The organism is Ferdinandcohnia sp. GQ5 (assembly GCF_059759275.1).
Genome location: NZ_JCAXEW010000004.1, coordinates 14565 through 28267, shown reverse-complemented (window position 1 = coordinate 28267; position 13703 = coordinate 14565). Strand labels below are relative to the sequence as shown.

General features: G+C 36.5%; 16 protein-coding genes and 2 pseudogenes. 15 read left to right on the top strand and 3 right to left on the bottom strand.

Annotated elements, in window-relative coordinates; genetic code table 11:
- Positions 1 to 9: 9 nt before the first annotated feature.
- Complete coding sequence (locus AC6CHV_RS06120; RefSeq protein WP_341330150.1) at positions 10 to 387, top strand: VOC family protein; 378 nt, start codon at positions 10 to 12, stop codon at positions 385 to 387.
- A 78-nt stretch (positions 388 to 465) separates the two neighbouring features.
- Here AC6CHV_RS06120 and AC6CHV_RS06115 read toward each other — a convergent pair.
- A pseudogene (locus tag AC6CHV_RS06115) lies at positions 466 to 1353 on the bottom strand (sulfite exporter TauE/SafE family protein).
- A 177-nt stretch (positions 1354 to 1530) separates the two neighbouring features.
- On the opposite strand from AC6CHV_RS06115, the gene AC6CHV_RS06110 reads away from it, so the two are divergent.
- The 12 genes and pseudogenes from AC6CHV_RS06110 (at position 1531) to AC6CHV_RS06055 (ending at position 10095) form a co-directional block, all read left to right on the top strand.
- Positions 1531 to 1941, top strand: coding sequence for an Rrf2 family transcriptional regulator (locus AC6CHV_RS06110; RefSeq protein ID WP_121449027.1), 411 nt, complete (start codon positions 1531 to 1533; stop codon positions 1939 to 1941).
- Between the two features lie 170 nt (positions 1942 to 2111).
- Positions 2112 to 3965: an LTA synthase family protein gene (locus tag AC6CHV_RS06105; protein WP_341330151.1), complete on the top strand. Its 1854-nt coding sequence runs from the start codon at positions 2112 to 2114 to the stop codon at positions 3963 to 3965.
- Positions 3966 to 3990: 25 nt separating this feature from the next.
- Positions 3991 to 4611: a glycerol-3-phosphate acyltransferase gene (locus tag AC6CHV_RS06100; RefSeq protein ID WP_341330152.1), complete on the top strand. Its 621-nt coding sequence runs from the start codon at positions 3991 to 3993 to the stop codon at positions 4609 to 4611.
- A gap of 126 nt (positions 4612 to 4737) precedes the next feature.
- A complete protein-coding gene (locus tag AC6CHV_RS06095; protein ID WP_121449024.1) occupies positions 4738 to 4950 on the top strand; it encodes a helix-turn-helix domain-containing protein in 213 nt (70 codons plus the stop codon).
- Entirely contained in the window at positions 4943 to 5335 is a 393-nt protein-coding gene (locus AC6CHV_RS06090) for a DUF2178 domain-containing protein (RefSeq protein ID WP_341330153.1), read from the top strand. Before AC6CHV_RS06095 ends, AC6CHV_RS06090 begins: the two co-directional genes overlap by 8 nt.
- Before the next feature lie 99 nt (positions 5336 to 5434).
- A complete protein-coding gene (locus AC6CHV_RS06085) occupies positions 5435 to 5821 on the top strand; it encodes a hypothetical protein (protein WP_121449022.1) in 387 nt (128 codons plus the stop codon).
- Between the two features lie 39 nt (positions 5822 to 5860).
- Positions 5861 to 6743 (top strand): annotated as a pseudogene (locus tag AC6CHV_RS06080) (PhzF family phenazine biosynthesis protein).
- A 118-nt stretch (positions 6744 to 6861) separates the two neighbouring features.
- Positions 6862 to 7317 carry a hypothetical protein gene (locus AC6CHV_RS06075; protein ID WP_121449020.1) on the top strand — a complete coding sequence of 152 codons (456 nt, stop codon included), beginning with the start codon at positions 6862 to 6864 and terminating at the stop codon, positions 7315 to 7317.
- Between the two features lie 664 nt (positions 7318 to 7981).
- Positions 7982 to 8434 (top strand): GNAT family N-acetyltransferase, encoded by a 453-nt coding sequence (locus AC6CHV_RS06070; protein WP_498078333.1) that lies wholly within the window; start codon positions 7982 to 7984, stop codon positions 8432 to 8434.
- Entirely contained in the window at positions 8431 to 8772 is a 342-nt protein-coding gene (locus tag AC6CHV_RS06065) for an avidin-fold protein (RefSeq protein WP_207900021.1), read from the top strand. Before AC6CHV_RS06070 ends, AC6CHV_RS06065 begins: the two co-directional genes overlap by 4 nt.
- Before the next feature lie 78 nt (positions 8773 to 8850).
- A complete protein-coding gene (locus AC6CHV_RS06060; RefSeq protein WP_121449018.1) occupies positions 8851 to 9201 on the top strand; it encodes a DUF2200 domain-containing protein in 351 nt (116 codons plus the stop codon).
- Between the two features lie 396 nt (positions 9202 to 9597).
- Positions 9598 to 10095, top strand: a complete 498-nt coding sequence (locus AC6CHV_RS06055) for a DinB family protein (protein WP_121449017.1) — start codon at positions 9598 to 9600, stop codon at positions 10093 to 10095.
- 110 nt (positions 10096 to 10205) lie between these two features.
- On the opposite strand, the gene AC6CHV_RS06050 is transcribed toward AC6CHV_RS06055, so the two are convergent.
- Together AC6CHV_RS06050 and AC6CHV_RS06045 are read right to left on the bottom strand one after the other, a co-directional pair.
- Positions 10206 to 10502 (bottom strand): 4a-hydroxytetrahydrobiopterin dehydratase, encoded by a 297-nt coding sequence (locus AC6CHV_RS06050; protein WP_498078332.1) that lies wholly within the window; start codon positions 10500 to 10502, stop codon positions 10206 to 10208.
- A gap of 84 nt (positions 10503 to 10586) precedes the next feature.
- A complete protein-coding gene (locus tag AC6CHV_RS06045; protein WP_498078331.1) occupies positions 10587 to 12020 on the bottom strand; it encodes a PQQ-dependent sugar dehydrogenase in 1434 nt (477 codons plus the stop codon).
- Between the two features lie 266 nt (positions 12021 to 12286).
- Between AC6CHV_RS06045 and AC6CHV_RS06040 the strand changes: the two genes are divergently transcribed.
- The gene (locus AC6CHV_RS06040; protein WP_498078330.1) at positions 12287 to 12844 is read left to right on the top strand and encodes a hypothetical protein; all 558 of its coding nucleotides are present in this window, start codon (positions 12287 to 12289) and stop codon (positions 12842 to 12844) included.
- Between the two features lie 182 nt (positions 12845 to 13026).
- Positions 13027 to 13569 (top strand): signal peptidase I, encoded by a 543-nt coding sequence (gene lepB, locus AC6CHV_RS06035; protein WP_121449013.1) that lies wholly within the window; start codon positions 13027 to 13029, stop codon positions 13567 to 13569.
- Positions 13570 to 13703 lie beyond the last annotated feature (134 nt).

The following is a 13703-nucleotide window of genomic DNA, read 5'->3' as shown; positions in this document are numbered from 1 at the left end:
GAAAAACGTATGTTTAGTCAATTGGGTCAGGTTATGTTATATGTCAATAACCAGGATGAGGCAGTGAAGTTTTGGACAGAAAAATTAGGCTTTACAATAGTTGATGAAGAAGATAATGGTCAAATGAGATGGATTGAAATCGCTCCTACAAAAGGTGCAGAAACAAGCATTATTCTGCATGATAAGGAATTCGTTGCAAAAATGTCACCTGGTTTAAATCTTGGCACACCATCTTTAATGTTTTTTACGGAAAATCTTGATCAATTACATACCGACTTATCAAACAAAAATATTACCGTCGGGGAAATAGTCACGATGCCTTCGGGCAAGGTATTTAATTTTGCGGATAACGAAGAAAATTACTTTGCAGTAATGGAGAAAAAGTAATTGGCCAACTGATAAACAAGCATGAACTTAGCAAATAATATCAAGCACAAAGAGCGACCCTCTTTGTGCTGTTTTCGTTTATTCTAATAGTTGTTTTTGAGCATATGCCCCTTTTTTTATTTTTACAATGACGTTACTTACAGCTATAAGCCAAAGAACTCCAAGTATAGTATACGTGTAGAGTGAGAATGTCTTAGAAATATCTAATGCCCCTAATAATGTCCTGATATTTGTAATAATAATTATGCCGCCTACAAGTACGCCTAAGAGGTTTGTAGGTATAATTTTGACGATCCACGCCGCGATTGGAGCTGCTATGATTCCACCTATCATCAGGGCAAGCACCCATTGGAAATTGATATTGGTCCAACCTAATGTTAAAAGAAAGCCCAATGTAGATGAAACAGCTATTGCAAATTCGCTTGTATCAACTGAACCTATCACTTTTCGCGGCTCCATTTAATTACCTGTCAATAAAACTGGAGTCGCGATTGGACCCCATCCTCCACCTCCTGTTGCATCGAAAAAACCAGCAATAAAGCCAAGTGGAACAAATTGTTTTTTTGTCCATTTCTTATTTGAGGTTGTTCTGTTGGAGTTCCCTTTGAAAAGGAATTTATAAATAACAAAAACCCCTAGGATTAATAGAAAAGTGGATACGTAGGGCTTTATCATATCGCCTGGTATACTACTTAAGAAACAAGCACCAAGAAAAGCGCCAATCGAGCCAGGTAAAATTAGTTTATATACGACTTGTTTATCAACATTTCCAAAGCGAATATGTGATACACCTGATGCAGCTGTTGTGACTACTTCTGCCATATGAACGGATGCAGAGGCAACTGCTGGTGCAATTCCAAACATAAGTAACAACGAAGTGGATGTAACCCCGTATGCCATTCCTAGAGAACCATCAACTAACTGTGCAGCTAAACCTATAAAGGCAAGAATTATCAACCTTCTCATATTTATCTCTCCTTTTTCCAACAATCCTGAATAGACTAGAAATGATTAGAAAAAATTTGAATTGTTGACTAATCTAATCAAGATTCTAACCTAAGATATGTCATATTCTTTGGGTGGGTTCTTTGTCTAAAAAAAATAGGCTTCATCTAGATTTTTGGCGGAAGGGGAGATCATCTTTTGAAGGTTTCAAGTAGGGGAGAATATGCACTGCGGGCATTAATCTGTCTTGGTGGAGAAACGAATAATCTAATAAATATAGAGGAAATATCGGAGAAAACACTTGTGCCTGTTAATTACTTAGAACAGATCCTGTTGCAACTAAAAAGAAATGGATATGTCCAAAGTAAAAGAGGGGTAAACGGAGGTTACAAATTAAGTAGAAATCCAAATGAGATTATTATTGGAGAAGTCATTCGAAACTTAGAAGGGCCATTAGCACCTATGGGGTGTGTTAGTATTACATCCTATGAAAGTTGTCCATTAGAAGGTAATTGTTTATTAAAACCTTTATGGGCACTTGTTAGAGATAAAGTGGCAGAGTTATTAGATCATACGACACTTTCCGACTTATTAAAGGGTAGTATCTAGACAAAAGAGATGACTGCTTTAATCCCATCTTTCCTATGCAATCGACTACTATCTATCCTATTAATGTAAAATAATTGTAAATTTATTAAGGTAAAGAACGAAAAACCTCGAATTTTAGTGTAAAATGGTTGGAAAAGGAAAAGAACTTAGAGTGGAGAGGGATTCGTCTAATGTTTCGCAAAATTCAATTAACAAACACAACAAGTTTAAAACATATTTTGCTCATAACGGGTATTCTCTGGTTAAAGACGGTGATTGTTTGTTTTGTCGGATTTAACCTTAGCATCCAATCCTATTTTGATATTTTATTAGTACTTACAAGTTCCATCGGGTCTTTATTATTAATGATGGGTTTCAGTTTTTATTTTCGTGAAAAGGTAAATAGATTCGTATTGTTTGCATTATTCGTTTTGGGGACTGCCATCCTTTATGCTGATCTACTTTATTACCGTTTTTATAATGATTTTGTAACGGTGCCAATCCTTTTTCAGTTCAATAATGTTGGCGGTTTAAGTGCAAGTACGGTTGAATTAATGAGTCCATGGGATCTCTTTTTGTTTGTTGATTTATTTATTGTAGGATGGCGGCTTTTAAAAATAAAGTCCGTCATTACCGTTCAAAAACATGTTAAAAAGAAATATATAGCAGCTGCTTCAGGGCTCATTGCGTTGACGATTTGTTTAGGCTTGGTTAAATCAGTTCATCTTTTCTCAGAAGCTTATGACAGGGAACAAATGGTGAAATCATTAGGGCCACTAAATTATCATTTGTATGATATTGCTTTAGGTCTCAAAGCTCCTCTAGAACGATTACTTGTAACAGAGGCAGATGCCGTTGCCTTAGAGGAGCACTTGCAGCGTAAAGATTCTGAGCGAACTGACTTATTCGGAATGGCAAAAGGTAAAAATGTGGTCCTAATCACGTTGGAATCGACTCAAGACTTTGTCATTAATCAAAAAGTAAATGGTGAAGAAGTGACACCATTCTTAAATGACTTGATTAAGAAAAGTTTTTATTTTAATCAAATCTATGATCAAACAGCACAGGGAAAAACATCGGATGCGGAATTTATGATCGATACAAGTCTATATCCATTATCAAGCGGATCTGTTTTTGTAAGAAGACCTGAGAATACGTACTATAGTCTTCCTCATATTCTAAAAGAGAACAATGATTATTATATTGCAGCACTTCATGGTAATGTAAATACGTTTTGGAATCGGGATGTCATGTACAAAGCATTAGGCTATGATCGATTTTTCTCAATGGATGATTACCAGGTAACAGAAGAAAACTCTGTTAACTATGGATTAAAAGATATTCCATTTTTTACTCAATCAGTGGAACATATGAAGGATTTACGTGAACCGTATTATGCCAAATTCCTTACCTTGACGAATCATTTTCCATATTTATTAGACGAGGAAGATCTGTTTATTGAACCAGCAAATACAGGGGAAGAAGTAGTGAATCGCTATGTGACAACAGTTCGTTACTTGGATAAATCAATTGAACTTTTTTTCGAAAAGTTAAAAGCAGAGGGATTGTACGAAGATACCGTGTTTGTACTTGTAGGTGACCACTATGGTATTTCTGAAAAATATGAAGATGGCCTTAATGAGTTACTAGGCGAAGAGGATTCGATTGTTAATCAAATAAAGCATAAACAAATACCACTGATTATTCATGTGCCTGGCCAAGAAGGGGAAACGATATCTACTCAAGGCGGTGAAATAGACATACGCCCTACTTTACTCCACCTCCTTGGTATCAAAATCGATAATCGTTATTCATTTGGACATAATCTGTTCACAAGAAATAGCGACCATCCGGTTATTTTTCGAGATGGTGGTTTTATAAGCGAACATTACTTATATAAGGATAACGTTTGTTATAGGAAGCAAGATGGAGAACCTGTAGACCTTCATAAATGTGATCCTTATTTGGACGTGGTAAGAGAAGAACTAACACTATCGGACAGTATCATCTTCGGTGATGTATTACGATTCATGGTTGAAGAATAAGTTTTTTTTATGAAGAAGGAGAAGTATGTTAGGACTAGTAAGTATCATAATCGGATATATATTTGGTTGCATCCATGGTTCAAACATCGTTGGTAAACTTAAAAAGATTAATATTAAAGAAAGTGGCGTTAAAAATGCAGGTGCTTCCAACACCACTATTGTTTTAGGTTGGAAGTACGGCATTATAGTAGCTTTAATTGACATTGGAAAAGGCATCGTGCCTGTTTTAATAATGAGATATTGGTTAAGTGGCTATTCTCTTGATGAGAGAACCTTTTACATTCTACTTTTTTTAAATGGAGCTTTCGTTATTATTGGTCATAATTTTCCTGTAACCATGAAATTTAGTGGTGGAAAAGGGACAGCTTCAATGATAGGAGTGGCTTTCGCGATTGATTGGAAGGTGGGGTTAATTGGTTTTGTCCTGCTCATTCTAATTACTCTTATTAGCGATTACCTTCCAATTGGTGTACTCGTTATGTATCTTTCATGGGTAGTACTGACTTATTTATTTGGTTATCCTTTGTCTGCAATATTGATTACATTCGCCTTAACATTACTATGTATCTATAAACATATGGAAAACTGGAAACGAATCCAAAACCAAACAGAAACAAGGGTTTCGAGCATGTTTAAAAAGAAGTGATGGATATGGAATGTTACTAAATAGGTAAATAGGGTGTCAAATATGTTTGACACCTTGTTTGCTTTTTTTTATAATGAAGGTGTAAAAAAGTCTTTACAGCTTACAAAAGCAAGGGTGGCATCGCGAATGGAAAATAAAATTAAAGAATACAGAGAAAGCAGTGGGTTCTCACAAGGGAAATTAGCAGAAATGTGTAATGTCAGTAGGCAAACGATTAATGCAATCGAGAACAATAAATATGATCCCAGCTTGCAGCTAGCATTTGATATTGCACGGACATTAGGAGTCACCATGGAAGAAATCTTTATGCCAGAGAATGGGGGGAAAAGGAATGGATAAAACAAAAAAAGTAATTGGGGTTATAGCCTTTCTTGTATTTTTAACAATTGCAGGATTCTCCTTATACAAGTGGATAAGATATGGAACGATTGATGCTGGTTCAATATTCTTTAGTTTTCTTGCTTTAACTTATTTTTTCAACTGGCTCAATTGGGGGAATCATGAAGGTGGTGGCGAGAAAGACGAATTAGACAAACATATTCAAACCCAAAGTGCCAAAATCGGTTATTATGTGCTAATGGTACTATCCGGTTTAATACTCTTTATATCTGAAGGGACCGGAAACTTTAATCATATTGATAATTATCCTTTGCTGCTAGTGGTTTGCCTTACATTTGTTACCGTTCCGATTACAGAATTTATTTACTCTAGAAAGTACAAGTAATTCGAGCAATTTCTATCTAAATAACATCAAGAGGTTTACGTAAATCAAGGGGAGACGCTTCTTGTTTCATATTGTTATGTAGGGAAGGGGAGATAAAACGTGAAGAAGAAAGATATCATTTGGTTAATTGTTTTAACGGGAATCACGGTATATATTGGATTCACATTAGTCAGCTACTTTTATATTGGGGATACATTTGGGATTCCTGAATATTTGGTTGTTATCGGACTCGTTATTGCCTGGTCGGAGTTCATAACTTGGGGGTCACGCAGAGAGGTTCAAAAAGATGAAATGGGTAAAGAGATAATTAAAAAAAGCAATAACATAAGTTATAACATTCTTTTTATAGCATTATTAATTATTTGGATCATAGACTATTTATTTATTGGGAATGAACATAACTATCCACTTTTTATTGCTTTGTGCTTAGCGTATACCATTAATCCAGTCGTTCAATATATTCTAGTGAAAAGACAGATAGGTTAACTTTTTAAGTGAGGATGTCGCCTTTTTCTGGGGGAGAAAATAATGAAAATTAAATATTCCATTGTTGATGTGTTTTCACAAGGAAAATATACAGGAAATCCACTTGCGGTATTTAAAAACACTGGAAATCTTCCTGATAAAGAAATGCAACAAATAGCTAAAGAAATTAATTACTCCGAAACTACTTTTATCTTGTCTGATGTAAAAAATACCGGTGGGTATGATGTTCGAATCTTTACACCGAATGAAGAGATTCCTTTTGCTGGTCACCCTACTTTAGGAACTGCTTTTATTATTCAAAACGAATTAGTAGAGGAACCCGTAGAACAACTGATTCTAAATTATAAGGCTGGTAAAATCCCAGTATCATTTAATTGATCAAGATGAAGTTATTTGGATGAAACAAAATGAACCAACTTTTGGTCCACTTTTAGATAAAAAAATAGTTTCTGATGTTTTAAACATTGGTCATGAATACATAGAAGATGATTTTCCAATTCAAGAGGTTTCAACAGGACTTCCGTCCATAATTGTCCCTTTAAAGTCTTTAGAGGCTGTAAAGAAAGTCAATATAAATAAAGAAAAGTATTATACATTAATTGAACACTTGGAAGCGAAAGGAATTCTAGTTTTTTCACCAGAAACCTATCACTCTGAAAATAATATTAATGTTCGAGACTTTGCAGATTACTATGGTATTCCAGAAGATGCGGCTACGGGAAGTTCGAATGGATGCTTAGCTGCATACCTTGTGAAATATAAGTACTTCAATAAGAGTGAAATTAACATTCGTGTAGAACAAGGATATGAAATAGGTCGGAAGTCGTTATTATTTCTAAAAGCGAATGAGCGCAACGAGAAAATGAATGTTTATGTAGGTGGGAGAGTCATAAAAATAGCTCAAGGTGAGTGGTTTCTATAACCATGATGTGCTCCTTTGTAAAATCAGACAAAAGAGCAACAAAGTTTATGAAAACAGCCATTATTTATGACCCTGTTATGGGAATGGCATCAATAGGGCAGTTACAGAGGTGGACTCTATGAAACAAATGAATATTGATTCTTGGTTGATTGAGATTGATATTGCAAAAACAAAGGAATTCTATGAAACGTATCATTTTATCACCGAAGATTGCGGTTGTGATTATTGTACGAATTTTGTTTTAGCTTGTGACACGTTCTCTCCAGAGGTAACAGACCTTTTTCATACACTAGGTATTGATCCTCGAAAAGAGGGAGAGGTTTCTGAGTTTATGAAGAACGAGGATGGAACACATATATATATTGCCTTTTATCATCTTGTTGGCAAAATCATTGAGCGCCCCGAGCATTCACAGCCTACTAAGAAGAATGGCGAAGATTCGCCACTTTTATTTGTTAACGTTCATGGTTTTGAAATAAGTTTTACTGAAGATTTATCGTTAGTTCCAGATGGATTTCCAATGCCAACAATTCAAATGGAGATGCAACTAAATATCCCGTGGTTATTAACTTAATATGTGTTGGAATACTTAAAAATGAAGGCTTAAGGGGTAGCTACTACTCCTTTTTGTTTTAATTTTCACCTTGTTTTTTCATGATTTTGGTTTATAAGCCATCATATGATAGATTCAACTTTTCATAATATTGTCTTCATACTATATTAATTTAATGAAAGGCTATTTTCGTAAACTTTGTTGCTTTTTGATCCGAGTATGATAGGGATAGATTATTGTCCATTCAGTGATTTCAGTGGATGGTACGAGATCCTCGAAAATGCTTGCATTTTCTTCGTGCGGTGTAGTTTCAAGGAAGCAATCCAACGTCCTGCGGGAATAGCGAGCCAAGCGAGACCCCGCAGTGACATAACGACTTGTCCAGTTGCAGCGGCTAGAAACTCGAGAAATTTCAACTCCTCCTTCAGAGGCAAAATACGCCTCTTTGTCGGAGTCTCCGAGGCACACGACGTGGCGCTTTAGTCGGCCAATTTTCTCGTTTCTGTGCAAGCCGCCTTCACATTTCGTTGAGGAGGCTTGCGGATTGCCCGCGGAAAGCGAGTACCAGGAGCGGAAATCACCCTACATATAAAAGCAACAATCTTTTAGAAAAGAGACTAAAGAAAAAATCTCAATATTAGTATAAAGTTAACTCATGAAGTCATTTTTAATGGGGTGGGAAACTATGAAAATAGTCCAGGCAACAATGGAAGACCTTGATGGAGTATCAAAATTATTTAATTCATATCGAATGTTTTATCAACAAGAATCTGATATAGAAGGGGCTAAGGCATACATAGAAGAACGTATGGAGTGCAAGGAGTCCGTCATATTTGTCGTGAAAGACCACGAAAACTATATTGGCTTTACACAACTTTATCCTACTTTTTCATCTATATATATGAAAAGAGCTTGGATCTTAAATGACTTATATGTTGATTCAAATGCAAGAAAACAAGGCATAGGAGATATGCTTTTACAGAAAGCAAAAGAATATGCCATTGAAACAGGTGCTAAAAGCATCAGTCTCAGCACGGCACCAGACAATGATTCAGCGCAAAGATTATATGAAAAGAATGGCTACAAAAGGGATTCTCAATTTTATCATTATGAATTAGAACTAGCGGGGGCTTTATGATTAATTACAATGGGAAAAGATTTGTTTCAATTGCTAACACTGAGAATGGAGAAGTTTCTTCAAAGACTTTTTTTGATTATGAACAAGATGGAAATATCCTTTCAGCCTCTTATAGTGGTGGCGAAATCGTTAAAGGTACACTTATCGGTATAGTTGAAGAGAATGGTAGTTTACATTTTAGATATAACCATGTGAATATAAGGAATGAGATACGGGGAGGGCAATGTTATTCAACTCCCGAATTACTTCCAGACGGTAGAATTAGACTACACGAGAGTTGGAAATGGCATGATAATGAACAAACTGAAGGGAAATCTACCATTGAAGAGGTAAACTAGAACACTAGTCGGTTACTTTGTTTGAAACCAACTTTTTTTCCAACTATAATAAAGAAAACATAGAAGGAAGGAAGTATTATGACTAAACATCGGATTTATACAATGAGTTTTGCAGGTGTCTATCCTCACTATATTACGAAGGCCGAGAAAAAAGGGCGTACGAAACAAGAAGTCGATGAAATCATTTGTTGGTTAACAGGGTATAGTCAGGAAGAGTTAGAAGCGCATATAGAAAATAAGACAAACTTTGAAGATCTTTTTGCCGAAGCACCGAAATTAAATCCTTCACGTGCTTTGATCAAAGGTGTGATCTGTGGAGTCCGCATAGAAGAAATTGAAGACCCGTTGATGAAGGAAGTTCGCTATATGGATAAGCTAATCGATGAGTTAGCAAAAGGAAAAGCAATGGAGAAAATTTTGCGGAAATAATAATTAAACACGAAGAAACACTGATTCCATTTAAATGTAAAAGGAAAAGTGTTTCTTTTTTGATGTTCACCCACGCGTTTAACATCGTAAGGGGAAACATATGAAACTTTAATGAAAAACGCAGTAGTTTAAAAGGTGCCTCTTTCCTTTGTAAGGTAGGTAGCCTCGTAGTTATTAAAAAAATGTCTAGTCCGATAGGGTAATTTATATTTAATGAAGAAGGAATAAAAGCTGGATGAGCCGAATAAATCATAGTGTTTAAGGTTTTGTTTTATTTTCAAAATCTGGAGTCGCCACCTTACGCTCCAATCAACTTGGTTTAACAAAAAGCAGCAATCTTTTAGAAAAAAGTCTTTAACATTGAAAGATATTCTAAACAGTAAGGAGATTGGTTGAATGAAAGTTGTAACTAACATGTTTTTAGAACAACTTGAGATGAATTATCATAAAAATGATTGGTTTGCATCCATGGATCAGGCGCTTCGTGGAGTCACCGCGACTGAGGCAGCATGGACAAGTTCGGGAAACAGCAATTCAATTTGGCAGATTGTTAACCATTTGATCTTTTGGAATGAAGATGTAATCCATCGAATTAAGGGCACAGAAAACCCGCAAAAGGCAGAAGACAATGAAGAGACCTTTGGAAACACAGGGGATCCAGAAGACGTAAATGGGTGGGCTCAGACAATGCAGCGCCTTAATGAAGTCATGAATCATTTAAAAACGGTTATTGCGGATCTTGACGATGAAAAGTTAAAAGCTCCTTATGCTGCTGACAGATACTCTATTGAGCGTTTACTAAGCCATATCATGATGCACGATACGTATCATCTTGGCCAAATTGTTCTGTTACGGAAGTTGCAATCCACTTGGGATGGCGTTGATTGGTCCTAAATCAAATTGGTTTTACAAATGGTGTTAGAGTTAAGAATTATAATAGGTGATTAGGATTGAACTTCAAACAATGATAGAGGGCAAGATTAGGTGATCATTTTATTGATCACCTATTTTTTTATGTGTAAATACAACTCATCATATTTTTCGGCTAATGTAAAATCCAAAGCTGTTAGTCCCCTTGCTCTCCACGATGTAATCTTAATCGAAATCAGTTTATAGTCAATGGAGATAAAGGGATGGTGATTTATTTTCTCTGACAGCTGGGCGACATTCTGAACAAATTCTATTCCGTTTAGATAGTCCTTAAATCGATATTTCCGTTGAATCCATTTTCCATCGACTAGCTTCCAGTCTGGATGTTCTGCTAGTTTTTCTTTAATAGCTTCATCGCTAAGTTTATCCATGTTTATTTCCCCTTTGTATTTATGGGACACGGGGACAGGTCCCCTGTCCCAGCTGGGACGACGGACCTGTCCTTCGTGTCCCACTTATTGAACAATTTCAAAGACTGTTCCTTGGTTAAAGTCAGTCACTTTCGTAGAGCCATAAGCTCCTAGGTATAATCTGGTTTGATTTAGATTTGTTCCTAGGCTAACGTAATATGCTGATTGAGTGCCGGAGTTATAATTGGTTTCAATAATGCTATAATCATTTGGTTTACCATCTATTCGTGCCCTCGTATAAGCTAAGGCCCCTCTGACTGGAGGTTGTGATTTGTCCTTTCGGGCGAAATCAATAAATACGACACTTCCTGTTAAGTCAGGAATGCCATTCCCCATATAGGCTTGCACTCCTGTGAGCGCCGTCCCACTAAACTTATCAGGTCGGTGATCTTGATGATAATAACTAGTTAAAGGATGAATCCGACTCACTGATGTTTCAATTACCTCATTGTAATAGGCAAAAATTTTCTCATTTACATCTTGGCTAGATGTACAGTTTCTAATAATCGAAGTAGGCAAATCACCTTCCCACCCACGCCAACCAAAATTAATAAAACCTTCTTGTTCGAGAGGACGAGGATTTCCTGCCTCCATTTGGAAAGAGGAACTCTGCCCCGTAAGCTGAGTAACAGGAAATGGTTTAATTTGAACGAATGAAAAAATGGACTCAACTAAATCCTGACCGACATTTCCCACGTATTTGATAAACTGATTATTATACCGTTGATAGGAAATGCCTGGTATATTACGAACGCCTTTGGCTATAACCGTGAGCGTTTCCTGAATAGGTACAGATAGTTCACTAAAACGAGTGACGACGGACGGATTATGGATTGACGTATTTCTACCAACATCGATTTCAATGATTTTCCCCGCGATTTCCATATCATTTTGGCTTAAATTAAACGGGTCATACCCTGAACCACCATCCCCGGTTGTTAAAACAAGTTTTCCTGTTTCGGGTGAAAAGTTTAAGCTGTTAACACCATTATGATTTGAAAATGGCCTTCTTAGATTAAGTAAAGTTCGCCTCTTTTGGGGCTGGCCATTCGGTTGTAATATCCATTCTTCTACAGTATCAATATGGTCAAAGAGAGTATCTCGATTTGTCCATCTAAGGTTTAATGTGTTGGTATCACACGGGTTCGGAGCATAAGGTTCTGGAAGAGCACCTGGACCTTGTGTTCCAGCTACTGAATAATGAAGATAAAATAAGCCGTTATAATTAAATCTGGGATGAAACGCTAGTCCAAGCAAACCTCTCTCATCATATCCGCCGTTAGTACCTAGTTTAAGGATTCGAGATCGAATATCTAAAAAAGTTCGAATCTCACCGTTTCCTATGTAAAAGATTTCTCCAACTTGGGTTGCAATAAATAATCGTTCAATTGAGTCACCTGGTAAAAAAGCGGTCTTCAAAACAGTGGGTAAATTAATCCGTTGTACAATGGGACGTAAACGAACCTTCACTTTGCTCAACAAACTTTACACCCCTTCTCATTGCTTTCTTCTAGCCCTGCATTAACGGGCTGTAAGCCCTCTTTCAGAGGTGGCAACTGCCCATAAAAGCCCGATTGGTTCAACTAACAATCAGTGGGGAAAGAATGCCCCCTGATTGAAGTATCACTTTAGAATATGAGTCGAAGATTTCTAATAGTACCAAATAAAAATGACTGCTGGTCTAGAACAACAATTTCTAGCATAAACTTCTTTCTTACTGCATCTACCTATTATGGGGGTGTCACATGCGGTCATTTATTAAGAAAGTTTGGGTAGATAAGACAAACCTATCAATTGACGGTTATCCAAAGTCAATGAGGCTAGTAGTAGGTGGATTATTAGGTTCAGCGGCCGTCATTTTTCAGTCTGCAGGGGTTTTTACGGGGATCGGTTTTATCCTAAGTATGATGAGTACGGGCCCTCTTGTACTTGCAAGCCTAATGTCACTTAAAATTGGTGTGATGACATATTTCGTATCCGCATTTCTATTGGTTATGCTCCAGCCAAGTGAACTATTGGTATTTCTCTTTACCACAGGATTATTAGGGCTCAGTTTAGGCATTGGGCTTAAGTATTTAAAGAAGAGCGTATTAACAGTTGCGTTTGCAGCATTAAATTTGACGTTAGGTATAAGTCTTTTATTATATGTAATTAAGTTTCCTATACTAGGGCCATCCGTATCACTACGTTTTGATAGTGTGGTTCTATTAGCGATATTTGCTTTTTGCTTATTGTATAGCTGGATTTGGATGAAAGTAAGTATCTCTGCTTTTAAAGTTCTCCAAAAAATTGTTTCACGATGAGGGTGGGACAAGGGACCTGTCCCTGTGTCCCATGTTTGTGAAGATTGGTTATAGCTTGTTGGTCCAAGAAGGAATTTGGGGTGTTTTTGTGGAATATATTTATTAAAATAGATTTCCAAAGTATTCTTAATACCAGAGAATAAAGGCGAAATACGATGGAGAGTATGTAGGAAGGTGAAAATGTGGTTGATACTAGAAGTGAGTTTTGGGAATGGATTAAAGCCCTTTTTATTGCACTCTTAATAGCTTTTATTATTCGTGTATTTTTCTTTACACCTGCTATTGTTGAAGGTGCCTCGATGCAGCCTACTTTGCAAGACCAAAATCGAATGATTGTTACAAAAGTTGGTGAACCGAAAAGATTTGATGTTGTCGTTTTTCACGCAACTAAGGAAAAAGACTATATTAAAAGAGTGATTGGTTTGCCGGGAGATCGCATCGAGTATAAAGATGATACATTGTACATTAATGGAAAACCATACGATGAGCCCTATTTAGACAAGAGTAAACAAGAGCTAATCAATGGCCCATTAACAAATTCATTCACATTACGGGAAACTCCTGTGGGTAGTGATGTAGTTCCAGAAGGACATTTGTTTGTGATGGGGGATAACCGTCGAAATAGTATGGACAGTCGTCACATTGGGGCGATTCCAATAGATAGTGTGGTTGGAACTACAAATCTTGTAGTCTGGCCAATCAAAGAGATCAAAATACTTGATTAAGTATATAAAAGGTGCTCTCCAATAGCACCTTTTTTTAATGTATTAGAAACTTTCTCTTTTTAATTTCGTATACACATGTAAGATGAACTAAAGGGATGGTCTTGATGGAAGCGATTTATACAATTCTTGAGAAT